This window comes from Methylonatrum kenyense (assembly GCF_023195885.1).
Taxonomy (GTDB): Bacteria; Pseudomonadota; Gammaproteobacteria; order Nitrococcales; family Aquisalimonadaceae; genus Methylonatrum; species Methylonatrum kenyense.
The window spans coordinates 1-23,423 of the sequence record NZ_JALPKO010000015.1 but is presented as its reverse complement, the minus strand read 5'-3'; the positions used below and the strand labels follow the sequence as shown (position 1 = coordinate 23,423).

The following is a 23,423-nucleotide window of genomic DNA, read 5'->3' as shown; positions in this document are numbered from 1 at the left end:
GGGCATATCCCCGGTTTCACCGCTCCGGAACACTCAAGGCAAAACGCACCTTGATGGAGCAACCGGTAGGAGAGGCCAAAAGCCGGTCCTGTCGATTGCCCCACCCTTGGGAAAAAGTCAGCGTTTCCCTTGAGGAATCGTTCACTGCGTCCTCGAATGCCCGTTTGCACCAATTCGGATAACCCCGCCGACCGAATGGTCGTGCGGGGTTTTTTTGTCTGCGACTGTGCCGGGCGGCAGGAGGACGGCCAGACGCCTCGGTGAGTCGCGGCCTCAGTTGCGTGCCGATGCGTCGTTCTGCCGGACCACTTCGTCGGCGGCTTCGGCGTCCTTGATGCCGATCAGGTAGAGGATTCCGTCGAGGCCCAGCGCCGACAGACTCTGGCGGGCGTTCTGCTTGACCAGCGGCTTGGCGCGAAAGGCGATGCCCAGCCCGGCGAGGCGCAACATCGGCAGATCGTTGGCGCCATCCCCGACTGCAATGGTCTGATCCATCGCCAGGTTCTCGGCCGCTGCAATCTCACGCAGCAACTGTGCCTTGCGTTCGCCATCGACGATCTGCCCGGTTACCCGTCCGGTCACCTTGCGGTCACGGACCTCCAGATCATTGGCATGCACATACTCGACGCCCAGTTTGCGCTGCAGGTAGCGCCCGAAATAACTGAAACCACCGGAAATGATGGCGGTCCGGTAACCGAAGGTCTTTAGCGTGCGTATCAACCGTTCCGCACCTTCGGTCAGGGACAGGTTCTCGGCCACGTCCTCCAGCACCGATTCATCCAGTCCCTCCAGCAGCGCCACCCGACGGCGCAGGCTCTCGCGGAAGTCCAGTTCCCCCTGCATTGCCCGTTCGGTGATGCCGCGGACCTCGTCACCCACGCCGGCCCGATCGGCCAGTTCGTCGATAACCTCCTGCTGGATTAACGTCGAATCCATGTCGAACACCACCAGCCGCCGGTTACGACGCCAGATGCTGTCTTCCTGGAACGCGATGTCGACATCGAACTGCTGCGAGATTTCCAGGAAACGCTGTTTCATGGCATCCAGGTCCACGGGCTGGCCGCGCACGGTAAGCTCGATGCAGGCGCGGCTTTGCTGCCCGCTGCTCTTGTACAGCGGTTCCCGGCCGGACAGACGGACGATGTCCTCGATGTTCAGGTCGTTCTCGGTGATCACGCTGGCCATACGACCGATGTGGTCGGCGGTGATGCGGCGGCCAAGCAGGGTAAAGATGTAGCGCGGCCGGCCGGCGCCCTCCACCCAGTTCGCGTACTGCTCCTCGCTGACCGGCGTGAAGCGGACCTGCATGCCCTTGTCGTGAATGTGGAACAGGACGTCCTTCAGGACCGGTGACATGCTGGCCGCTTCCGGCACCTTGACCAGCATTCCCAGCGACAGTGTGTCGTGAATCATGGCCTGGCCGATGTCCAGAATGTCCACTTCGTATTCCGCCAGAATCCCCATCAGCGAGGAGGTCAGGCCCGGCTGATCCTGGCCGGAGACATTGATCAGGATGATTTCACTCATGTTGCACCATCTCAGCGGGTTTCGGCCCGCATTGTAAGCGATTCGGCCATTCGAGTTTCGCAATTGCCCAAGGTGCGCAATACTGCGTCCGGAGTGGCCGCGCCAATCAGGGGTTGAACACAGTCCGGCAGCGGCGGTCCTATTGTCCTAGGGAAACACTGATTGATTCCTGCCTCTGCGCCCGAGACCGGTGTTGGTCATCTGGCAAGGCGCGGGAGTAATTCAGTGGTCCCCTAGGCGCAGAACCGGGTTGGAGGAGAACAACCATGGCCAGACACGCCAGTGATGTCGGTGACCACACCGCACATTTAACGCGAGAGCAGTACCGCGTGACCCAGCAGCACGGCACCGAGCCGCCCTTTTCCGGCGAGTACTACGGCTTCAAGGGAAACGGAACCTTTGCCTGCATTTGTTGCGGGCAGCCGCTGTTCAGTTCACAGACCAAATACGATTCCGGCTCTGGTTGGCCGAGCTTCTACCAGCCGGTCAATGAGCGGGCGGTCGGCGTGCAGGCCGATCATTCGATGGGCATGCGCCGCGACGAGGTGCACTGCAGCCAGTGCCAGGCCCACCTCGGGCATGTTTTCCCCGACGGCCCCGAACCCACCGGCCTGCGCTTCTGCATCAATTCCGTCTCGCTGGATTTCAAGCCGGAAGAATAAGCTCCGCCCCCGATCGAGACGCTGCATATCCGGCAATTTCGGGGTCCGGCCAAGCCGGATCACGCCGCGCGGATCCGCTGCGCTTGATCCGCCCTACGGCCTGCGCAGCGCGCCTTACCTCGGAAAAAATGCGGACACCAACGCAGGCGCACATACAGGGCAGGGTTCCCTCCAGCGAAGCGCGAATGCACGCGGTGGCCGGCGGCCGTGATGAGGCACTGCACCATTTTGCTTGTCCCGTATGCACTCGCGCCGGTATTATACGGGGTTGTTTTTCAGCATGTTTGCCCCCCGTAACCCCACAGGTTTCCCAGCAATGAACAAGCAGCAGAAGACCCAGCAACACCCTCTGGCCGGCAAGACCATGAGTGGCGCCGAGATGATTATCCAGGTGCTGGCCGACGAAGGTGTGGACACGGTCTTCGGCTATAGCGGTGGCGCAATCCTGCCGTCGTACGACGCGATCTTCCGGTACAACGCTTCACACCGTGGTGATTCCGAGGACGATCCGGTCAAGCTGATCGTGCCCGCCAACGAGCAGGGCGCGGCGTTCATGGCGGCCGGTTATGCCCGTGCCAGCGGCAAGGTCGGTGTCTGCATGGTCACCTCCGGTCCCGGTGCCACCAATACCGTCACCCCGGTCCGAGACTGCATGGCCGACTCCACGCCCATCGTGGTCATTACCGGCCAGGTACCCACCGGAGCGATGGGGACCGACGCCTTCCAGGAGGCGCCAATCGTCAACATCATGGGGTCCTGCGCCAAGCACATCTTCCTGGTCACCCAGCCGGAGAAGGTCGAGGCCACGATCCGCACTGCCTTCGAAGTGGCACGCTCCGGGCGGCCGGGTCCGGTGGTCGTGGATGTACCCAAGGACATGCAGAACTGGGTCGGCGAATTCCTCGGCGAGGGCCTGCTGGAGATCCGTGGCTATCGCCAGCGCATGGACAGCCTGCGAGGCGCGCGTCTGTCGGATCGCAAATGCCGGCAGTTCTTCGAGTTGCTGGAGCAGAGCAACCGGCCGCTGCTGTATGTCGGTGGCGGCGTCATCAACGGCAATGCCGCCGTGGAGCTCACCGAGTTTGCCAAGACCTTCAATATCCCGGTTGTCAGCACCTTGATGGGGCTCGGCTCCATCGACACCACCGATGAATTGTCGCTGCACATGCTGGGTATGCACGGTACGGCCTATGCCAACTACGCGGTGGAAGACTGTGACTTCCTGATCGCCGTGGGCTCGCGTTTCGATGACCGCGTGGCGGCCAAGATCGAGGAGTTCGCGCCACTGGCCCAGCACGTGGCGCATATCGATATCGATGCCGCCGAGATCGGCAAGGTCCGGCTGGTGGACTGGGCGCATGTCGGAGAGGCCTGCAAGAGTCTGCAGCAACTGTTGAGCCATGGTCGGGATAACGGCTTCGACAAGGATTTCAGTGCCTGGGTGAAGCACGTCAACCAGCTGCGCAAGAATCATCCGATGAACTACGACCGCGACAGCGAGCTGATCCAGCCGCATTACGTGGTCGAGGAACTGAACAAGCTCACCGGCGGCCAGGCCATCATCAGCACCGGGGTTGGTCAGCACCAGATGTGGGCGGCGCAGTATTGTGACTTCCGTGAGCCGCGCCTCTGGCTGACCTCCGGCAGCATGGGCACGATGGGCTATGGCCTGCCGGCAGCCGTCGGCGCCGCGTTCGCCTGCCCCGACAAGATGGTCATCGACATTGACGGCGATGGCTCCATCCGCATGAACCTGGGCGAAATGGAAACCGTGACCAACTACAACCTACCGGTGAAGATCCTGCTGCTGAACAACCTGGGTGACGGCATGGTCCGCCAGTGGCAACGGCTCTATTTCAATGACAATTTCTCCGGCAGCGACAAGTCCCTTCACCGCAAGGATTTCATCAAGGCGGCCGAGTCCGACGGCTTCCCGTTTGCCCGCCGCGTCGAGCAGAAGGCCGATGTGGCGGAGGCCCTGAAGGCCTTCGTCGAATTCGACGGCCCGGCCTTCCTGGAAGTGATGATCGACGGCGAGGCCAGCGTCTATCCGATGGTCGGCCCGGGCATGAACTACAAGCAGATGGTCACCGGTGAATGGATCGCCTCCCGCGACGTCAACGCAACAAACCGGGACGCGGTCGAGACGCCGGATCTTTTCTAGGGAAGCACTGATCTATCTGCGCCCGTGCGCCCGAGACCGGTTTTGGTCATCTGGCAAGGCGCGGTGCCGGTTCGGTAGCTTGAGCTACCGGGCCGGTGGCGCAACACAGCCAGGGGCCAAAACCGGCCGGGCCCTTCGGGTTGGGCCGCATTTTTCCCGACTGCTGTGTTGCGCTGCTTGACCGCAGAATGACTGCGGCGCTGTGCAGCGCGCCTTGCCTCGGAAAAAATGCGGACTCCAACGCACGTGCGGAGATAGATCAGTGCTTCCCTCGTCGCGCATGACGCGACGTTTTACGTGTCAGGTTTTAGGTTTAAAGGGCGCGCTGCATGGCGCGCTCTTTGGTTTCCTAAAACGTAAAACCTCAAACCTAAAACGCGTTTTCCTTGAAATCCCTCCCCGCCATACCCATCCCTCTGAAAATCCCGCGTTTCGTACCTGTTCATGACGAGGAATCGCGATGAGTGCGACAACCCAGAAGAAGGAAACCTTCGAGTTCCAAACGGAGGTGCAGCAGCTGCTGCACCTGATGATCAACAGCCTCTACAGCAACCGGGAGATCTTCCTCCGCGAACTGATCTCCAATGCCTCCGATGCTGCCGACAAACTGCGCTTCCAGGCGCTTCAGGACGAGAGCCTGCTGGAAGGGGACAGCGAACTGGCGGTGCGTGTCACGTTCGACAAGGACGCGAAGACGCTGACTATCTCGGATAACGGGATCGGCATGGATCACGGCGAGGTGATCGAGAACCTGGGTACGATTGCCCGTTCCGGCACGCGCGCCTTTCTCGAGAAGCTGACCGGCGATCAGGCCAGGGATGCCCGTCTGATTGGCCAGTTCGGTGTCGGTTTCTACTCCGCCTTCATCGTCGCCGAGCGGGTAACGGTTACCACCCGCAAGGCGGGCAGTGCGCCGGACGAGGCGGTGCGCTGGGAATCATCCGGGGATGGCAAGTACACGCTGGAGCCGGTGAGCAAGGAAAAGCATGGCACCGAGGTCGTGCTGCAGCTGAAAGACGATGCCGTCGAGTTCGCCGATGGCTACCGGCTGCGCGGCATCATCCGCACCTATTCCGACCATATTGACATCCCGATCCGCATGCCTGCGGAGCAGGCGGGTGATGATGAGGAAGCGGAGAAGCCGCCGGAAGACGAAACCGTCAACAAGGCCAATGCGCTGTGGATGCGGGCCAAAAACGAGATCTCTGACGAGGAGTACAAGGAGTTCTACAAGCACGTTGCGCATGACTTCGACGAGCCGCTGACCTGGATGCACAACAAGGTCGAGGGCAACCAGTCCTACACTTCGCTGCTGTACATCCCGAAGCGCGCGCCGTTTGATCTGTGGGATCGCGACAGTGGCCACGGCGTCAAGCTCTATGTGAAGCGCGTGTTCATCATGGACGATGCCGATCAGTTGATGCCCCGCTACCTGCGTTTCGTCCGTGGCCTGATCGACTCCGATGATCTGCCGTTGAACGTCTCCCGCGAGATTCTGCAGCACAACAAGCTGATCGACCGTATTCGCGGTGCCTCGGTCAAGCGCGTGCTGGACGCGCTGGAGAAGCTGGCGACGAATGAACCCGAGCAGTACCAGGAGTTCTGGAAGACCTTTGGCCGCTGTCTGAAGGAAGGCCCGGCCGAGGACTTCGCCAACCGCGAACGCATCGCCAAGCTGCTGCGCTTCAGCTCAACGCAGACCGATACGGCTGACGAAACCGTGACGCTGGAGGATTACGTGTCGCGGATGAAGGAGGGCCAGGAGGCGATCTATTACGTCACCGCCGAGAGCTTCAGTGCGGCGAAGAACAGCCCGCACCTGGAGGTCTTCCGCAAGCACGGCGTCGAGGTGCTCCTGCTCACCGATCCGGTGGATGAGTGGGCCATCAGCCACCTGAACGAGTTCGACGGCAAGCGACTGGTTTCGGCCGCCAAGGGCGAACTGGACCTGGAAAAGCTCGGTGGCGAGGAGAGTGAGGAGCAGAAGGAACAGCAGGAAAAGGCCGAAACGGAACTCAAGCCGGTGGTGGAAAGGCTCAAGGCTGCGCTGGGCGACAAGGTGGACGATGTCCGTGTCAGCAAGCGTCTGACCGACTCACCGGCCTGCCTGGTGGTCAGTGAGCACGAGTTCGGCATCAGCATGCAGCGCATGCTGAAGGCTGCCGGCCACCCATTCCCGGCCGGCAAGCCGGCGCTGGAAATCAACCCGGACCACGTCCTGATCAAGCGCCTGGAATCGGCCGACGACCAGGCCGGCACCGAGGAATGGGCCCAGGTCCTCTACGATCAGGCCCTGCTGATGGAAGGCGGCCAGCTCGACGACCCGGCCAGCTTCGTGAAGCGGGTGAACAAGCTGCTGGCCAGCTGAAGCTCCCGACGCCTTGGATCAAGCGCCCCGGTTGGCCATGTGCCGCCGGGGCGTTCTTGTTTCAGGGGTTATGCTGATGGTGGATACCGAGAAAACCGGGGGATCTGGGTGGCGGCCCGCATCAGGACTGCACTTCCGCCATTCGCCTGGCCGACTTCGGCATTGTGGGCCGTCTACTCACGGCCGCGATGGAGGGCAGGGTGCGCGCTCAAGGAATTCGCGGAGTTCGCGGTACGTGGCAACGTGGTGGACATGGCGGTGGGGATCATTATCGGCGGCGCCGCTGGAGGAAATCCTGCTGCTGCGGGAGCTTCGGGGCAGCTTGGCGCAGCGTTCAAGGGAGCAATGATCGTTCATTACGCCAGGGCATGACGCTATAACGGCTTGGGGGCAGGTTGCGCTGGCCTTCGCGGTCATTTGCGACCGGCGCAGGCCAGCATATCGCGTACACGAGTGAATTTTTCGCGTGGTTTGCCGCGGGGCTGGCCCCGCATTACTTCTGCCTCGTCGATCTGCAGCCATTGCTGGTAACTGACTTGTTCGGCACGACGCTGTCTTAACAGTTCTTCAAGTCCCTGGTGCCCGGGCTTTGATGTAGCCGGTGCGTCTGCCAGATCGGAAAGCAGGTGCTTCACGGTTTCCACACTGTCAGCGCGGTTGGTACCAATGACGCCGCTGGGTCCGCGTTTCAGCCAGCCGGTGACGTAGACCCCGGGGACCGTGCGATCATTCACCGCGACGCGCCCTGCCTGATTGGGAACGATGCCGCGGACGTCATCGAAAGGCAGGCCTGGAATGGGCACGCCCTTATAACCAATGCTGCGAAACAGCAGATCGCAGTCAAGCGTCGTTGTCTCGCCGGTGGGCCGGGCCACCTGGGCGAAGGCGGGACCATCAAGCCGGTTGCGTTCGAGGCGCAGTCCGGTAACCCGGTTGCTGCCGAGCACTTCGGAAGGACTGCGATAGAAGTGGAAGCGGACCTGCGTTCGCGCGTCGCCGGTCTGATTTGCAGCGAATTCGCGGAACAAGGCACAGTTCTTCCCCGCGTTGCCGTTCTGCGGGTCTTCGATTTCGGTCTCGCAGTGTGGTCCGAGCCGCAGGTCGTCGCTATTCGCCAGCGTCACGCAGTCGGGGATCTCTCCCAGTTCGCGAAGTTCCCGGGGCGTGAACCGCGCCTGCGCTGGGCCCCTTCGTCCGACGATATGAATCTCCCGAATCCGGCTTTGTGCGAGTGCCTCCAGCGCGTGTTCGGAGATGTCGGTGCTGCGGAGTTCCCGCACCGGTTTGGCCAGGATGCGGCAGACATCCGCAGCGACATTCCCCTGGCCAACAATCACGGCGACCTCCCCGTCCAGATCGAAGGCAAGATCCCGGTAGTCCGGGTGACCATTGAACCAGCCGACGAACTCGGTTGCCGTGTGGCTGCCGGGCAGGTCTTCCCCGGGGATTCCCATGCGCCGGTCGGATTGCGCGCCACAGGCCAGGACAATCGCGTGGTAGTTGGCTTGCAGCTCGTCGACGGTGAGGTCCTCGCCGAGCGCGACGTTCCCCAGAAAGCGGAATTCCGGGTTGCGGGCGATGCGGTCGTAAACTTTGATGACCTCTTTCAGTTTGGGGTGATCCGGCGCGACACCGCTGCGCACCAGGCCGAACGGTGTTGGCAGGCGCTCCAGCATATCCACCTGCACAGGGAGATCGGCGCGCAACAGCGCCTCCGCCGCGTAGAAGCCGCTGGGTCCGCTGCCGACGACGGCTATCTTGAGGGTATTATCCGAATGGTCTGTGGTTGCCATGGCTCACCAGGCGTCAGAACCCAAGTTCTCTCTGGCGTTCGGCGGCGGTTGGCAGCTCGGGTTGTTTGGCGCTGATGACCGGCAACTCGGCCGCGCGCTCGGCATTGATTGCAATCCAGGGGATGAATTCGTCCGGCATGTCCTCTGTGTCGTAGATCGCGCGCACCGGGCAGACAGGAATGCAGGCACCGCAATCGATGCAGACATCCGGGTCGATATAGGTGTGTTCCTCATCCGCATGGAAGCACTCCACCGGACAGACCTCGACACAATCCGTAAAACGGCACAGGCGGCAATTGTCGGTGACAACATGGGGCATGGTAGTACCTCAGTGGCTCAGGTGTAATTGCTCCGAAGCTGACCTGTATGCAGGTTCCAACGCTGATTATGGTTCCCTTCCGGACGTCCGGAAGGGAACGCTCTAAAAGTGTGGACTCCAACGCAGCCGTGGGAATAAAGCCGTGTTTCCCGGGGGCTTGCCCTCGCCGGGCTCAGACCCTAGCGACCTCGACCAGGTTGTCGCAATAGGTCCCGGCCTGCCCGAGACAGCAGTGCTGACCGGAACTGATGGCATTTACCGAAGTCCCGGTGCGGGTGAGGCTTGGCCAGTAACCGACGTTCGCCATGACGAGTCCGGGCATCATGTCATCGGTAAGCTCGGCGCGTCCCTCAAAGTAGCCGCGGTCATTAAACACCCGAACGTAACTGCCGGCCTCGATGCCGCGACCCGTTGCGTCGTCCGGATGAAGCAGAACCACCTGTTCACCCTGACGGCGTTGCTGCACGGTTTCATTGCCGTACTGGGTATTAAGGAAGGCATGGGGTTTGGGCGACACGATATTCAGAGGATAACGTGCTGCCAGTTCCGGATTTGACTCCGGCGATTCGTAGGGCGGCAGGTAATCTGGCAGGGGATCGACCGGCTCGCCGGATTGTTCCCCCTCGTACATTGAGCGCCAGACAGGTACCACGAAATTGCCGTCCTCGGCTGCGCTCGCCTTGAACTCGCATTTTCCGGATGGCGTCTTGAAATTGCCCTCGGCATGCGGTGCACGCTTGTCGGGATCGCCGACGTTGAGCCGCATGTAGCCCTTTTCCTTGAGCTTCTCGAGCGTGATGCCCTGGAGTTGTGGCGAATCCCAGTCGTAGAACGCCTCCAGCATTTCGTCGTCGCTCATGTCCCAGTAGGCGTCGTCGAAACCCATGGTCTTGGCCAGCCGGCGAAACATCTCCACGTTGGGCAGGCATTCACCGGGCGGCTCGATGGCGGGCTGGTTCAGCGTCATGTACAGGTGGCCCCAGGTCACCATCAGGTCGTATTGCTCGGCCTGCATGGCTGCGGGCAACAGGATGTCTGCATAGCGGGCCGTGTCACTGATGAACAGCTCGCTGGCCACCGTGAAAAGGTCCTCCCGCTTCAGGCCGGCGATAATCTTGGCCTGATCCGGCGCCTGGGAGACCGGATTCGAGTTGTAGACGAACAGCGACTTGATCGGCGGATCGAGATCTAGTTCTCCGGTGAGCGCAGGTCCCAGATCCAGTTCATTCACCACACGGGTGCCCGGCTTGATCCAGTCTGGCCGGCAGATGGCATCGAACTTGGTCGGGAACTCCCAGATTGGCATTTCGACAGTGCCACCGCCCACGTGACGCCAGGCGCCGACCAATGCCGGCAGGCAGGTGATGGCGCGGATTGCCTGACCGCCGCCCCGGCTGCGCTCCAGCGCAACCCCCTGACGGATCGCCGAGGGCTGCGTGGAAGCGTATTCGCGGGACAGCGCAAGTATGTCCTCGACCGGAACCCCCGTGATCGCGGACACCTTTTCCGGCGGATAGTCGGCCGCCCGCTCCTTCAACTCCTCGAAACCGAGGGTGTGGCGTTCCACGTAATCCTTGTCGTAAAGGTCTTCGGCAATGATCACGTTCATCATGCCCAATGCCAGCGCCGCGTCGGTCCCGGGCTTGATCGGGATATGCCAGTCCGCCTGCTTCGCGGTGCGGGTCCGGACCGGATCGATAACGACCACCTTGGCACCCTTCTTCTTCGCCTCCAGCACGAACGGCCAGGCGTGGAGGTTCGTGCTGGTCATGTTCATGGCCCAGACGATGATGTACTTCGAATAGGCGAGGCTCTCCAGATCCAGGCCACCGGTGGGGCCGACGGTCATGATCCAGGCGGTGGAGGAACCGGATTCGCAATAGGTCTTCTCTGGTACCGAGGCGCCGAGGCGGTTGAAGAAGGCGTCGCCGGAGGTGAGGCCATTAAGCGTGCCCTGATGGCCCAGATAGACGTGGGGCATGATTGCCTGCGCGCCGTGTTCTTCGATGATGTCGGTCCAGTGGCTCTTGATCTCGGCAAGCGCTTCGTCCCAGGAAATGCGCTGGAACTGTCCGCTCCCCTTCGCGCCCACCCGTTTCATCGGATAGAGCAGGCGATCCGGGTTGTAGTGATGTTCGGCGAAGTTCTTCAATTTGACGCAGAGCCCGCCCCTGGTCATGGGGTGGTCCGGATCGCCGGTCACTTCCACCAGTTTTCCGTCCTCCACGTGATACAGAAAGGCACAGGTGTCGGGGCAGTCATGCGGGCAGGCGCCACGGACAACCTTGGTTTCGCTGACATGAACGGACATGGTATCTCTCCCGGAGCAATAACGACGGATACGGCACGGATTTGCGGAGAATGAACACTCCTGAGCCTAGAAAGCGTGCCGAGTTGGCGTTAGGGCCAGCTGGGGAAATAGTCGTGGTGCCAGTCGGGAGTCAACTTGCGGTCAGGCCGGGTCAATTCGGTCCTGATCTGCCAGCGCGGCCTGCAGCACGCCCATCGCCGCGTTGATTTGTTGCTCGGTCAGTACCGTGTACCCCAGCAGCAGAATCCGGTCGCGATCCGCCATGTCCTGGTGGAACCACGACGGGCTGTCGTCAAGTGGGTAGACACCGATCCCACAGGAATGGGCGATGGCTTTCAAATCCTCCGCGGGAGGCAGCCCCGGCGGAAGGTGCCAGACGACGTGACTGCCGCTTTCGGCGCCGGTAACCCGGCTGCCGGGGAAATAATGGTGCAGGGCATCAATCAGTGCGTCGCGGCGCAATCGATAGGTCTGGCGAATGCGTTTCAGATGATGCAGCAGACCGCCTTCGCGGATGAACTGGGCAAGGATCGCCTGCTCCAGCCACGGTTGGCCATTGTCCGTCAGCGCCTTGATCGTAGTGGCAGCCTGGATCAGGTTGCGTGGTACGACCATATAGCCCAGGCGCAGGCCTGGCCCAATGGCGTGGGAAAACGAACTCATGTAAAGCGTGCAGGCTGCACGATCCAGCGCATACAGCGATGGCAAGGGGGAATCCTCGTATCGGAAGTCGGCATCGTAATCGACCTCCAGCACATAGGTGTTATGTCTGCTCGCCCAGTCCAGCAGGGCCAGACGCCTGTCCATGGACAGGGTGACGCCGGTGGGGAACTGGTGCGAGGGCGTGATGCAGGCGAGTTTGGCACCCTGATCCGGTAGCGCCGAGATCCGCAGGCCATGGTCGTCCACCGGTACCGGGATTATGCGGGCACCGTAACTCTCGAACAGGAAGGCGGCGCCGCGGTAGCAGGGCGCCTCCACCACTACGGGCGTGTTCGTGCCCAGGAACAGGTGGGCGGCCAGGTTCATGCCCTGCTGGCAGCCGCCGACGATCAGGATCTGTTCCGGGGACACCACCATGCCGCGGGCCGGACCCAGGTAGTTGGCGATCAACTGGCGGAGCTCGGGAAGACCGGCCGGGTCATTGTACTCGCTGATCCGCTCCGCGGCGCCGCCCAGGCATTCCAGGGTCAGTCGACGCCAGGTCCCGGCCGGGAATGACCCGGAATCGACCTTGCCGAGCGAAAAGTCGTGGTTCAGGGCGCGGTCAATGGGCCTGTGCAGCCCCGGCTTCCCCCTGCCGGTGTAGGGGAGGGGGAGGTTGACAGCGCGCCGGTGACTCGGGCTTCGCGATGACGAGTGGCCCGGGCGTGCAGCGATGGCGTCTTCCGGGAACGTGTCGCTGATGAAGGTGCCGATCGCCCGGCGGCTGCACAGATAGCCCTCATCGACCAGGTCTGCGTAGGCTTCGGCAACCGTATTTCGGGAGACATGCAGCTGTTTGCTCAGCTCGCGCGAGCTCGGTACCGGGCTGCCCGGACGCAGTTGCTTGTTGCGAATAAGGGCCTGCATCTGCCTGATGATCTGATTTTGCAGTGTCTCCCCACTGCCGGAATCGATCAGAATGGGTAATTGCACGGCTGCCTGCCTCGGCGGGTCGAATCATGTTGGTTGTGGCAGCTCGCATTATGCCTGATCGGTTGCAATCGACTGGACGTGGCTTTCGGATCAAGCGCCGAAACGAAATGCTTCCGCGCGCAACGTGCCAGGCACGCTGCTGACAGCAAGCATCGGCTCCAGCGTTGAGACTCCACGGCAAATCATGGGAGCCTCGGTGTGCTGAGTAATTGACGCCGTTTACACCCATGGAGGACGCCATGAGGATTGACCTGACCGGAAAGACAGCCGTCATCACCGGTTCGACGGCTGGTATCGGTTTTGCGATCGCCCGCGGGCTTGCTGGGGCCGGTGCTTCCGTCGTGATCAACGGGCGCCGCCAGCAGGCGGTGGATCAGGCGGTGCAGCGGTTGCAGGATGCCGTGCCGGGCGCCGAGGTTCGCGGGCATGCGGCGGACCTGAGCACGGCGGCGGGTTGCGAGAGCCTCGTCGCAAGCGAACCCGATGCCGATATCCTGATCAACAATCTCGGGATATTCGGGCCGCAGGATTTCTTCGAAACCCCCGACGAGGAATGGATCCGCTTCTATGATGTGAACGTACTGTCCGGCGTTCGCATGTCCCGTGCCTACGCGCCGGGCATGGTGAAGCGTCAGTGGGGACGGATCGTGTTCCTGTCGTCGGAATCGGGACTGAACATTCCCGAGGACATGATCCATTACGGCATGACCAAGACCGCCAACCTGGCGGTGTCTCGCGGCCTGGCCAAGCGGCTTGCCGGGACCGGCGTGACGGTCAACGCGGTGCTGCCCGGGCCGACATTGTCCGAGGGTGTGCAGGGGATGCTTGAGGACGCGCAACGGGAGTCGGGTCTGTCGATGGAGGAAACGGCGAAGCAGTTCGTGATGGAGCATCGGTCCAGTTCCATTATCCAGCGTGCGGCGACCGTGGAGGAGGTTGCCAATATGGTGGTCTATGCGGCATCCCCGCAGGCATCCGCGACAACGGGTGCGGCCCTGCGTGTGGAGGGTGGCGTGGTGAACTCCATCGCCTGACCGGCCGCGCCGGAGCGCTTGTCCCGACGAGCCTCAGTTCTCTGCCAACACGGCTTGCAAATCGTCTCGCAGGTCGTGGAAGAGTGCGGGCTGTGTTCGTTTCCAGTGCTCAAGTGTGGCGATCAGTTTGGCCGCATTCGCCGCGTGCAGTCCGGTCCTGGCAGCGGCGACCTCGTCAATCATGGTTTGGTATTCGCCGAGTGCCGCCCTGTCAGCCTCATCCAGTGTCCTGCGGTCCAGACCTGAGATCAGGACGGTCAGCACATCCTGCATGCGCCCGAGCTGGCGTCCGTAGCTGGCGGCATCGCGAACGACCCTGGTTTCGGTCTGCGGGCTCGGTGTCTTCATCTGATTGATGGTGACCGGTGCGCACTGGTACCACCAGGACCAGGGTTGACTGACGTCGCCGGATTGCAAGGTGACTGGTCCGAAGAGAGATGGAATCGGCTGGGTCATGGTGGGTCTCCAGCGGTGGTGTATAGGCCAGCCCGACGGCCGGCTGAATCAGGAGGATTATTGCGTGTTTTCGGGGCTTTTCGAGTACTGGCTGATCACGCTGTCGGCGCTGTTCGTTATCGTAAATCCGCTGACCACTGCGTTTGCCTTCCTGTCCCTGACGTCGCGGGCCACCGACGCGGCCCGCGAGCAGCTTGCCCGCCGTGCAACGCTGATTGCTGCCGGCATTTTCTTCGCGTTCGCATTGCTCGGTGGTGTGATCTTCACCCTGTTCGGCATCACGCTGGAGGCATTCCGGATCGCCGGCGGGATCATTCTGTTCGGCATCGCGATGGGCATGATCCGGCGCGCCCAGGATGAGGGCGAGGAGGTGGCCTCGTCCGAGGACATGTCAGGGCACCGGACCGGTCGACTTGCGCAGGATCTTGCGGTCATCCCGCTGGCGATTCCGTTCATGAGCGGGCCGGGGTCGATCGCCACGGTCATGATCCTGACCAGCGAGGCGCCGACGCCCTGGCACCTGATTCTGGTGTTCCTCGCCATCGTCCTCACAAGCGGTGCCTGCTATTTCAGCATGGTCTATTCCCGCTACCTGGTCCGGGTCATGGGAGAAACCGGCAAGGATATCGTGACCAGGCTGTTCGGCCTGATTCTGGCGGTGATTGCCGTGCAGTTCGTGATCAATGGCGTATCGGACGTGATGGCGCAGTGGTAGGACCCGGCTGTCCCGTGCAAGGCACGGGTCGCCGGGACCGTTGCGATCATTCAGGAGCCGCGGAGAATCCTGCCTGCATCAGCGATGCAGATTGCCGGCCCGCTCCGGCTGGTAGATGACCTCCTCAATGGTCACATGCAGGAATCCACCGCCGGGTTTTGGCCACTCGATGGTTGCTCCTTCCGACAGGCCGAGCAGGGCACTGCCAACCGGCGCGAGAACGGAAATGGTGCTGCCATCGACGCCCTGATCCCTGGGGTAGACCAGGGTCAGCTGAAACTCGCGGTTCGAGTCCACCTCGCGGAAGCGTACCGTGGAATTCATGGTTACAACATTCGGCGGGATTTCCGACGAGGGAACCACATCGGCCCGGCTGATTTCGTTTTCAAGCTCTTCAAGGCCAGGCACCGGCTTGCTGGATAGCGACTCCACTAGGCGCTCCAGTCGTTCCAGATCCTGTTCGGAGATGACAATGGGTGGTTGTTCGGTCATGGGAAAACAGCCTGTGGGTCTGACGGTGCGTGAGTGTGAATGGCGCCATTATCCGTGAACGGGGTTTTTTCGCCAGGTGTTGTAGGTTTGAATGAGGTGATTGAACCTCGCCAGTTGAAACCGACCGGCCAGGTTCGTCCAGTAGATGCGCCCGATAAGGAGAATCGTATGAGCCAACCCATCATCGCCGACAACAAGCCCGCCAGGGTGAGCCTGAAGAACGGCAAACAATATGCGTTCTGTGTCTGTGGCCGCTCGGAATCTCAGCCTTTCTGTGATGGATCGCATCAGGGAACAGGCCTGACGCCGAAAATGTTTACCGCGGAGAAGGACGGCGACGCCTTCCTGTGCCAGTGCAAGCACACCGCCAATCCGCCGTTCTGCGACGGCACGCACAAGACGTTCAGTGATGATCAGGTCGGGCAGTAGCCTCCGCTTTTCCTACACTTGCCTTGAGAACAACAATCTCGGCGGGGGCAGTCGGCATGGGCATGACGCGGCGGGCGTGGTTGCGCCTTACCGCAACGGGCGCCGCCCTGGCAGCGGCGGGGCAGGTCCCGGCGGCCGGTTTGGCGGTTCGGGCGCAGGCCGCGACGCCGTCACCGCCGACCGGTCCCGAGGTCCGGCATCCGGCCATTGATGGCCTGTTTTCCCGCTATCGGAGATCGGATGCCCCGGGCATTGCGCTTGCTGTAGTGCGTGACGGGGAGACACTCCATTTGGCCGGCTACGGCGCCGCGAACCTGGAGTCCGGTGAGCCGATTGACGGGCGCACGGTGTTCCACGCGGCCAGCCTGGCCAAGCAGTTCACTGCATTTTCCATTGGGTTGCTCGAGGAAGACGGTGCTCTGGGGCTTGATGACGATATCCACCGTTACTTGCCAGACGTGCCGGATTTCGGCGCGCGAATCACGCTGCGTCATCTGCTCCACCACACCAGCGGTCTGCGCGACCAGTGGCCGATGCTGGTGCTGGCCGGCCATGACCGTCGTGATGTCCTGACCCAGGCCCGGATTCGCAAGTTGGTGGCGGCGCAGCGCGAGCTGAATTTCACACCGGGCACTGCCCACGAGTACTGCAATACCGGCTACACCCTGCTTGCGGAGGTGGTGGCGCGAATCAGTGGCCAGTCGTTCCCGGAGTTTGCCGAACAGCGGATATTCCGCCCGCTGAACATGACAAGGACCTTCTTCTGCGATGATGCCGGACGTATCGTGCGGAACAGCGCCGCGTCCTACCATCGCCGGGATAATGGCACCGGTTGGCGGCATGTGCCGTTGAACTACGAAACGGTCGGCGCCACCGGGCTGTGCACCACGGCGGAGGACATGTTGCGTTGGGCTGGCAACTTCAACGAGCCGGTGGTGGGCGGGGTCAAGCTGATGCGCCGGCTCGGCCAACCGGGCCATTTGCGTGACAGCCACCGGGTCAACTACGGCCACGGCCTGTACCGTCATCGGTTTGCCGGCCATGAGGCCGTCTATCATCGCGGCCGTGATGCGGGGTTCGTCGCCGCATTCGCCTGGATCCCGAAACTGTCCCTGGGTGTTGTTCTGCTGGCCAATACGCCCGTGGATCAGGATGAACTGACCGATGCCGTGACACTGTACTGCTGTGGCCAGGCGGCGGGTGGCGGTTCCTCCGAACCGCTGCGGTCGCGGCCGTCGCCCCGGCAGCTTTCCAACCTGACCGGCCACTATCTCGGCGCCGACGGACACATGCTCACGCTGCGGCGTGAAGGAGATGGCTTGTGGCTCAGCGACCGTCTGGGTGAAGACGAACCAGTGACGGTGCGCAACGATGGCAGTTTTGATACCGGTGGCAGGCGACGCGGCTACTACCGCCCGTGCCGGAATGCATCCGGCCGGGTGACCGCCATCGAGGAAGTTCGTCCCGATGCGGTCGCGCCTCGCGTCAGCACCTATCAAAGGGCCGCGCGGACCCGTCCGTCAGACGACCGGTTGGCGGAACTGGCGGGGCTGTACCACAGCGCAGAGCTGGACTGCAGTTATCGCCTGACCGTGAGCGACGGCGGGCTGTTGCTGGACTGCCGCTGGTTGCCGCGGCCGGAGCGGTTCCGGCCGACCGTGAATGATCATTTCCAGACCAGCCATCGGGTCCTTGCCTCCATGCAGGTTGTTCGCGATCAATCCGGCTCGGTTGGCGGTCTGCTACTGCATGGCCACCGATACAGAAACCTGCGCCTGGATCGGGTGTCCGAGGCGGCCTGCTGAGACGCGGGAATAAATCAGCGTTTCCCTAGCGTCCCGTGGCACGCCGCTGACGCCAGCGTTCGGCAGCCCGCCGTCCGTCCCGGAGCTGCTCCTCGGTCAGCTCCCGAGCCAGCGTGCTTTCCAGCAGGCGTGCCATGCGAAAGCCTTCATCGGAGGCGAGCAGTACCCATTTGTAGCCCTCGGCCAGGTCGACCTCGACGCCGAGGCCCTCGCTGTAGGCATGTGCCAGCGCAAGCTTTGCCGGCAGATGGCCCTGTTCGGCGGCCCGGTGGTAGTAATCCACGGCCCGCTCCGGATCGGCGTCACGGCCGCGGCCGTTCTGGTAAACGCTGGCGAGATTGTGTTGTGCCTCCGGCAGGCCCTGTTCCGCGGCACGCTCATACCAGTCTGCCGCCGCCTTGTAGTCGGGCGCTTGTCCGACCGGGTATTCGTACAGAAACGCGAGTCGAAGCTGGGATGGGCCGTGTTCCTGTTCCGCAGCCTTGCGATACCAGCGCTGCGCCTCCGCATGATCCTGGGGAACGCCCCGGCCATCCTCGTACAACTGACCCAAGCGGTAGTAACCGCGCAGGTTGCCGGCCGCCCCGGCATTTTTCCAGTATTCCCGGGCAGCGGTGCTGTCACCGTCCTCGTAGGCTTTCTCGCCCGCAGCGTAGTCGTCGGCGAGTACCAGTGGCGTCACGGTCAGGCAGGCGAGCAGCAGGGGCCATCGAACCAGTGCGTGCATCACGTCAGTCCTCCTCCATCGATCAACCGCGGTTACTCACAAGCTAGCAGCCGGCGGCACGCTCCGTGCGCCCGGGTTGGTCGGGTGGTGATCGGATCCCTGGCCGGACGGTCTTTCGGCCTGCGATTAACGCGGTGTTGATCTGCGTCAAAAAGCGCGACCCGGCGCTGGGAAAAGATACGCGCCAGGTTAATCAGGAAAGGACAATACACCAATGACACAGCGCAACACTCGCAGGATTGCCTCAGCACTGGTCGTTTGTTTCGCCGCCACCGGTTGGAGCGGCTCCTCGTTCGCCAACAATGCATCGCTGGAGGCCGGGGATATCCTGGTCCGTGGCGGTTTTCACCATGTCGAGCCGCGCTCCAGCAACGGCCGAATCCTGGATGGCACCGTGGAACTGGACGTTGGCAGTAACACCCGTCCCAGCGGCACCGTGACTTACATGGTGACGGACTCGGTGGGTGTCGAGCTGCTGGTCGCGGTGCCGTTTCGCCACAACATCCGGGCCGAGGGGCTTGGCACCGTGGCAACCACCAACCACCTGCCGCCGACTCTGAGTCTGCAGTATCACCTGAACGACCTGGGCGATTTCCGGCCGTATGCCGGCATCGGTTTCAATTACACCTTCGTCTACAACACCCGGACCCGCGGTGCACTCAGCGACACCAGCCTCAGCCTCAAAAACTCCGCCGGAGTGGCTTTCCAGGCGGGTATGGATTACCACCTCACCCGCGAGTGGTTCGTCAACGCCGAGGTGCGCTACATCAACATCGAATCCCGGGCCCGACTGGGTGGTGAACGGGTTGGCAACGTGAAGATCGACCCGGTGGTGGCCGGACTCGGTGTTGGCTACCGTTTCTGATCCGGAAGACAGAAGGCCGCCGCCCCTCGGCCGAGGGGCGGCGGCCTTACTTTTCGAGACACTGCGAGGGAACGTTGGTGGATACTTGATCCCCGGGTTACGGTTCTGCGAATAATGCGATTGACGCCCAGCAAGCAGAACAATTCGGGAGTAAGGCAATGCGGATCGAGACCAAGGCCATTCACAGCGGCTACAGCCCGGAACCGACCACCAAGGCGGTGGCCGTGCCGATCTACCAGACCACGTCCTACGCCTTCGACAGCACGCAGCACGGCGCGGATCTGTTCGACCTGAAGGTCGAGGGCAACATCTATTCGCGAATCATGAACCCCACCAATGCGGTCCTCGAGCAACGCGTGGCCGAGATGGAAGGGGGGATCGGAGGCCTGGCGCTCGCATCCGGCATGGCGGCCGTTACCTACGCCATCCAGACCATCACCCGTGCCGGTGACAACATCGTCAGTACCAGCAAGCTCTACGGCGGCACCTACAATCTGTTCGCCCACAGCCTGCCGGCGCAGGGGATCGAGGTGCGCTTCGCCAGTCACGATGATTTTTCCGGGCTGGAACAGCATATTGATGAACACACGCGGATGCTGTTCTGCGAGACGGTAGGGAATCCCTCGGGGGAGCTGGCCGACATCGAAAAGCTGGCGGAGATTGCTCACCGGCACGGTGTCCCACTGGTGGTGGACAATACGGTGCCGACTCCCTACCTGTGGCGTCCGATCGAGAACGGCGCCGATATCGTCGTGCATTCGCTGACCAAGTTCATGGGCGGTCACGGCACCACGGTAGGCGGCGTGATCGTCGACTCCGGCAAGTTCCCCTGGGCCGAGCACGGCGATCGTTTCCCGATGATGGTTGAGCCGGATCCGTCCTATCACGGCGTCGTCTACACCGAAGCCCTGGGTCCGGCCGCTTTCATCGGCCGTGCCCGGGTGGTGCCGCTGCGCAATACCGGGGCCGCGCTGTCGGCGCTTGCCGCGTTCCAGCTGATGCAGGGGATCGAAACCCTGCCGCTGCGCATGGATCGCCACAGCGAGAATGCGCTGGCGGTTGCGCGGTATCTCGAAGGGCATCCGCAGGTAACCTGGGTCAAGTACGCGGGCCTGGAGTCGAACCCGGACTACCCGCTGGTGCAGAAGTACATGCACCGCGGCATGGCCTCCGGGATCCTGAGTTTCGGTATCAAGGGCGGCGCCGAGGCCGGAGCGAGGTTCATCGATGCACTGCAATTGATAACGCGTCTGGTCAACATCGGCGATGCCAAATCGCTGGCCTGCCATCCGGCGACCACCACCCATCGCCAGCTCAATGACGAGGAACTGGAAAAGGCCGGAGTGCCAAGAGACCTGGTGCGGCTCGCCATCGGCATCGAGCACATTGATGACATCCTGGAGGACGTCGAACAGGCCCTGGCGGCGGCGCGCTAGCGCGCGTGTCAAAACAGCCGTGACGGGCGATCGGGAACGCACCGTTTGGAGTTTTCCGCCGGTCATGGGCGAACGCCCGCGTGTGCTTGTTCTGGGCAGTATGCCGGGGGTGCGCTCGTTGTCGGCGGGCGAATACTATGCGCATCCGCGGAATGCTTTCTGGCTGATCATGGGCGCCCTGCTGGGGTTCGAGCCGGAACTGCCCTATCGCAACCGCCTGACGGCACTCAAGGCAGCCGGCATCGGCCTGTGGGACGTGCTGCATTGCTGCGTCCGTCCCGGCAGCGCCGATAGCGCCATCCAGAGCGGGTCCCGTGTAGCGAATGATTTCCCGGCACTGTTCCGGCGTTATCCCGGCATCGAGCTGGTCTGTTTCAATGGTGCGGAGGCAGAGCGCAGTTTCCGCCGCAGCGTTCAGCCGCTGCTGATTCGGCCGCGGTTCAATACGCACCGGCTGCCATCGACGAGCCCCGCCTATGCGGCCTTGTCGGTGCAGGGAAAGCAGGCAGCCTGGGCCAAGGTGATCCTGCCGCGGTTGACGATGGACGCGTGGCGCCAGGATTCGGGACGATACGGATAGCGGCAGAGATGTACTGCTTCGCCTACGGTTCGAATATGTCACTGCAACGGCTGCGTGCCCGTACGCCGTCGGCGCGGCCCCTCGCCGTGGCAACCCTGACCGGGCACCGGCTGTTGTTTCACAAGGCCAGCCGCGTTGATGGCTCCGCGAAGTGTGACGCGTTCCGGACCGATGATCCGGATGACCGGGTTCATGGACTGTTGTTCGAGCTGGCCGCCGCCGAAAAGCCGTTGCTTGACGAATTCGAGGGTCTGGGCCGCGGTTATGAAGAGGCCCGGGTGCCTTTGGTAACCGCTGACGGGCGATCCGTTCGGGCGCAGATGTACGTTGCCACCGATATCGATCCCGCCTTGCGGCCGTACAACTGGTATCGGACCCATGTCCTGATGGGTGCAAGGCAGCATGGCCTGCCGGCCCATTATCTGACGCGGATCGAAGCGGTCGAAACCTGGCGGGATCCGGATCCGGTGCGTTCCGCGCGGGAGCTTGCGCTTTATCGGTAGCCAACCCCCGCGATGAATCCCGCGGACGGGAGCCGGCCGGTGCGTCGTGATTAATGCTGGTATTCCCGGGAAAAGGAGGGTAGTGTCCGTCCTGCAGTGCTTTTTTGTTGTCGTGTTCGGCAGTCACTCCCGCAAGGCAGTCCCTCCCGAGATCGTTCTTCAGAAGACCTGCACGAAGGAAGGCCCCGTAGCAAACGGCGTGCTTTCGACTATATATCTGAAACATCAAAGGAGCAGACGCCCATGATGACTGGAACCGTGAAGTGGTTCGACGATGCCAAAGGTTTTGGCTTCATTTCCCCGGAAGATGGTGGCAAGGACGTGTTCGTCCATCACAGCGCCATCGAAGGCAGCGGCTTCAAGAGCCTGGCCGAAGGCCAGCGCGTGCAGTTTGAAACCCAGCAGACCCCGAAGGGTGTCGCTGCGGCTGCCGTGAGCGGTATCTGAATCAGCTGATTCGGGCCTGCGGGCCCGGAGCGGTATGAAAAGGCCCCGTCGCAGGACGGGGCCTTTTTTCGTCTGGCGGGTCAGTCGAGCCGGCGGATATCCAGTTGCAGACGGTGAATTTCCGCGTGATCACCATTTATTTCGAAGTGGGCAATCTCGCGAATTTCGAGCTGCCTGCTACCGTCGGCACCAGTCAGTTTCTCGTGGATTCGGGATTGTGCCACCACGGCATCACCGACCCGGGACAGTTCCGGGTCGCTGCGGGAGTACGCGTAGCCCTGCACCTGGTCGAATGTCGCTTGCCACAGGTTTTTCAAGGCATCGCGATCCATCTCGTTCCAGCCGGCCCCATTCGGCAGACGCACCCGGATCCGCGCATCGGCCTGGATTGGCGCGACGATGCCGGCCGGATCGCGATTCTGTGCCGCGGCGTCGATTTGCGCGAGCGTCGCAAGCAGGGCATCGTGCTGCGCTTCGGTGACGGCCTCGGCACCGGAATCGGCTTCCTGCAATGCGGACAGGAAGCGCCGCGCATCCATCTGGCCGCCCTCCTGCGCAGCTATACGAATCCACTCCAGACCTTCGGTTTCATTGCCGGCGGCATGCAGTCGTTTGCCCAGTAGCCACTGGGCCTCGCTGTTGCCGTTTTCCGCGGCGCGCAGAAACCAGCGGTCGGCTTTTCCGGAATCCGCGGCGACACCACGGCCGTCATGGTAGGCCTCGCCAGTTTCCAGCATCGCCGTGGCATCTCCAGCCTCGGCGCTTTGCCGATACCAGTTATAGGCCTGCTCCGGGTTCTGCTCGACGCCTTCGCCCTGGGCGTACATGTGCGCCAAATTGAGCATGCCGCGTGGGCTGCCTTCCTCGGCCAGCGCTTTGTACATGTCGAACGCCTCGTCGAATCGACCCATCTTGTATACCGCATAGGCTTCATAGACGCGGATCATCTCGCTGGAGCCGCTGGTGTTCGCCGACGCACTGCCCCAGCCGAGGCTGCCGACAGTGACCAGAACGATGGTGGCGGAAAAACGGGAGATTGGGCAGTGGCGCACGGTATATCCGGATAGTTGCGAGACATCGGTCATAGCATAAAAGATGGTAATTCCTAATCAAGTTGTACCGGATCTAAGATGGTCCGGCTATGGCAAAGTG

General features: G+C 62.3%; 20 protein-coding genes and 2 pseudogenes. 13 read left to right on the top strand and 9 right to left on the bottom strand.

The genetic code is table 11. The annotated features are described in order from the left end of the window. Positions 1 to 273: 273 nt before the first annotated feature. Positions 274 to 1,527 (bottom strand): phosphoserine phosphatase SerB, encoded by a 1,254-nt coding sequence (serB, locus tag M0534_RS13005; protein WP_248568869.1) that lies wholly within the window; start codon positions 1,525 to 1,527, stop codon positions 274 to 276. A 266-nt stretch (positions 1,528 to 1,793) separates the two neighbouring features. On the opposite strand from serB, the gene msrB reads away from it, so the two are divergent. The 4 genes and pseudogenes from msrB to M0534_RS12985 all read left to right on the top strand — a co-directional run. Next, positions 1,794 to 2,189, top strand: coding sequence for a peptide-methionine (R)-S-oxide reductase MsrB (gene msrB, locus M0534_RS13000; RefSeq protein WP_248568868.1), 396 nt, complete (start codon positions 1,794 to 1,796; stop codon positions 2,187 to 2,189). Positions 2,190 to 2,505: 316 nt separating this feature from the next. Continuing rightward, entirely contained in the window at positions 2,506 to 4,353 is a 1,848-nt protein-coding gene (gene ilvB, locus M0534_RS12995) for a biosynthetic-type acetolactate synthase large subunit (RefSeq protein WP_248568867.1), read from the top strand. 460 nt (positions 4,354 to 4,813) lie between these two features. After that, a complete protein-coding gene (gene htpG, locus M0534_RS12990; protein ID WP_248568866.1) occupies positions 4,814 to 6,721 on the top strand; it encodes a molecular chaperone HtpG in 1,908 nt (635 codons plus the stop codon). Between the two features lie 162 nt (positions 6,722 to 6,883). Continuing rightward, a pseudogene (locus M0534_RS12985) lies at positions 6,884 to 7,009 on the top strand (MscL family protein); the annotation flags it as partial. A 125-nt stretch (positions 7,010 to 7,134) separates the two neighbouring features. Here M0534_RS12985 and M0534_RS12980 read toward each other — a convergent pair. The 4 genes from M0534_RS12980 to pdxR form a co-directional block, all read right to left on the bottom strand. Further along, a complete protein-coding gene (locus tag M0534_RS12980; protein ID WP_248568865.1) occupies positions 7,135 to 8,514 on the bottom strand; it encodes an FAD-dependent oxidoreductase in 1,380 nt (459 codons plus the stop codon). A 13-nt stretch (positions 8,515 to 8,527) separates the two neighbouring features. Next, positions 8,528 to 8,833, bottom strand: coding sequence for a ferredoxin family protein (locus M0534_RS12975; protein WP_248568864.1), 306 nt, complete (start codon positions 8,831 to 8,833; stop codon positions 8,528 to 8,530). Positions 8,834 to 9,005: 172 nt separating this feature from the next. Next, the gene (locus M0534_RS12970; RefSeq protein ID WP_248568863.1) at positions 9,006 to 11,144 is read right to left on the bottom strand and encodes a molybdopterin-containing oxidoreductase family protein; all 2,139 of its coding nucleotides are present in this window, start codon (positions 11,142 to 11,144) and stop codon (positions 9,006 to 9,008) included. A 141-nt stretch (positions 11,145 to 11,285) separates the two neighbouring features. Then, positions 11,286 to 12,782: a MocR-like pyridoxine biosynthesis transcription factor PdxR gene (gene pdxR, locus M0534_RS12965; RefSeq protein WP_248568862.1), complete on the bottom strand. Its 1,497-nt coding sequence runs from the start codon at positions 12,780 to 12,782 to the stop codon at positions 11,286 to 11,288. Between the two features lie 239 nt (positions 12,783 to 13,021). Here pdxR and M0534_RS12960 point away from each other — a divergent pair, with 239 nt between their 5' ends. After that, complete coding sequence (locus tag M0534_RS12960) at positions 13,022 to 13,816, top strand: SDR family NAD(P)-dependent oxidoreductase (RefSeq protein ID WP_248568861.1); 795 nt, start codon at positions 13,022 to 13,024, stop codon at positions 13,814 to 13,816. A gap of 33 nt (positions 13,817 to 13,849) precedes the next feature. On the opposite strand, the gene M0534_RS12955 is transcribed toward M0534_RS12960, so the two are convergent. Beyond that, a complete protein-coding gene (locus M0534_RS12955) occupies positions 13,850 to 14,272 on the bottom strand; it encodes a hypothetical protein (protein WP_248568860.1) in 423 nt (140 codons plus the stop codon). Here M0534_RS12955 and M0534_RS12950 point away from each other — a divergent pair. After that, complete coding sequence (locus M0534_RS12950) at positions 14,271 to 14,987, top strand: MarC family protein (protein WP_248568859.1); 717 nt, start codon at positions 14,271 to 14,273, stop codon at positions 14,985 to 14,987. The two genes, M0534_RS12955 and M0534_RS12950, sit on opposite strands and share 2 nt — an antisense overlap. A gap of 78 nt (positions 14,988 to 15,065) precedes the next feature. On the opposite strand, the gene rnk is transcribed toward M0534_RS12950, so the two are convergent. Then, entirely contained in the window at positions 15,066 to 15,479 is a 414-nt protein-coding gene (gene rnk / locus M0534_RS12945) for a nucleoside diphosphate kinase regulator (RefSeq protein WP_248568858.1), read from the bottom strand. A 168-nt stretch (positions 15,480 to 15,647) separates the two neighbouring features. On the opposite strand from rnk, the pseudogene M0534_RS12940 reads away from it, so the two are divergent. Both M0534_RS12940 and M0534_RS12935 read left to right on the top strand, forming a co-directional pair. After that, positions 15,648 to 15,905, top strand: a pseudogene (locus M0534_RS12940) (CDGSH iron-sulfur domain-containing protein); the annotation flags it as partial. 65 nt (positions 15,906 to 15,970) lie between these two features. After that, positions 15,971 to 17,713 carry a serine hydrolase domain-containing protein gene (locus M0534_RS12935; RefSeq protein ID WP_248568857.1) on the top strand — a complete coding sequence of 581 codons (1,743 nt, stop codon included), beginning with the start codon at positions 15,971 to 15,973 and terminating at the stop codon, positions 17,711 to 17,713. Positions 17,714 to 17,738: 25 nt separating this feature from the next. Here M0534_RS12935 and M0534_RS12930 read toward each other — a convergent pair whose 3' ends face one another. Then, the gene (locus M0534_RS12930; protein WP_248568876.1) at positions 17,739 to 18,440 is read right to left on the bottom strand and encodes a tetratricopeptide repeat protein; all 702 of its coding nucleotides are present in this window, start codon (positions 18,438 to 18,440) and stop codon (positions 17,739 to 17,741) included. A 214-nt stretch (positions 18,441 to 18,654) separates the two neighbouring features. Here M0534_RS12930 and M0534_RS12925 point away from each other — a divergent pair, with 214 nt between their 5' ends. The 5 genes from M0534_RS12925 to M0534_RS12905 all read left to right on the top strand — a co-directional run bounded on the left by M0534_RS12925 (position 18,655) and on the right by M0534_RS12905 (position 22,271). Next, positions 18,655 to 19,305, top strand: a complete 651-nt coding sequence (locus M0534_RS12925) for an OmpW/AlkL family protein (protein WP_248568856.1) — start codon at positions 18,655 to 18,657, stop codon at positions 19,303 to 19,305. A 158-nt stretch (positions 19,306 to 19,463) separates the two neighbouring features. Then, entirely contained in the window at positions 19,464 to 20,741 is a 1,278-nt protein-coding gene (locus tag M0534_RS12920) for an O-acetylhomoserine aminocarboxypropyltransferase/cysteine synthase family protein (protein WP_248568855.1), read from the top strand. Further along, positions 20,695 to 21,321 carry a DNA-deoxyinosine glycosylase gene (locus M0534_RS12915; RefSeq protein WP_282571449.1) on the top strand — a complete coding sequence of 209 codons (627 nt, stop codon included), beginning with the start codon at positions 20,695 to 20,697 and terminating at the stop codon, positions 21,319 to 21,321. Before M0534_RS12920 ends, M0534_RS12915 begins: the two co-directional genes overlap by 47 nt. A gap of 8 nt (positions 21,322 to 21,329) precedes the next feature. Further along, positions 21,330 to 21,824, top strand: coding sequence for a gamma-glutamylcyclotransferase family protein (locus tag M0534_RS12910; protein WP_248568853.1), 495 nt, complete (start codon positions 21,330 to 21,332; stop codon positions 21,822 to 21,824). Positions 21,825 to 22,067: 243 nt separating this feature from the next. After that, positions 22,068 to 22,271 carry a cold-shock protein gene (locus M0534_RS12905; protein ID WP_248568852.1) on the top strand — a complete coding sequence of 68 codons (204 nt, stop codon included), beginning with the start codon at positions 22,068 to 22,070 and terminating at the stop codon, positions 22,269 to 22,271. Between the two features lie 80 nt (positions 22,272 to 22,351). Here the strand turns inward: M0534_RS12905 and M0534_RS12900 are convergent, their stop codons facing one another. Continuing rightward, complete coding sequence (locus tag M0534_RS12900) at positions 22,352 to 23,323, bottom strand: hypothetical protein (protein ID WP_248568851.1); 972 nt, start codon at positions 23,321 to 23,323, stop codon at positions 22,352 to 22,354. Positions 23,324 to 23,423: the final 100 nt, after the last annotated feature.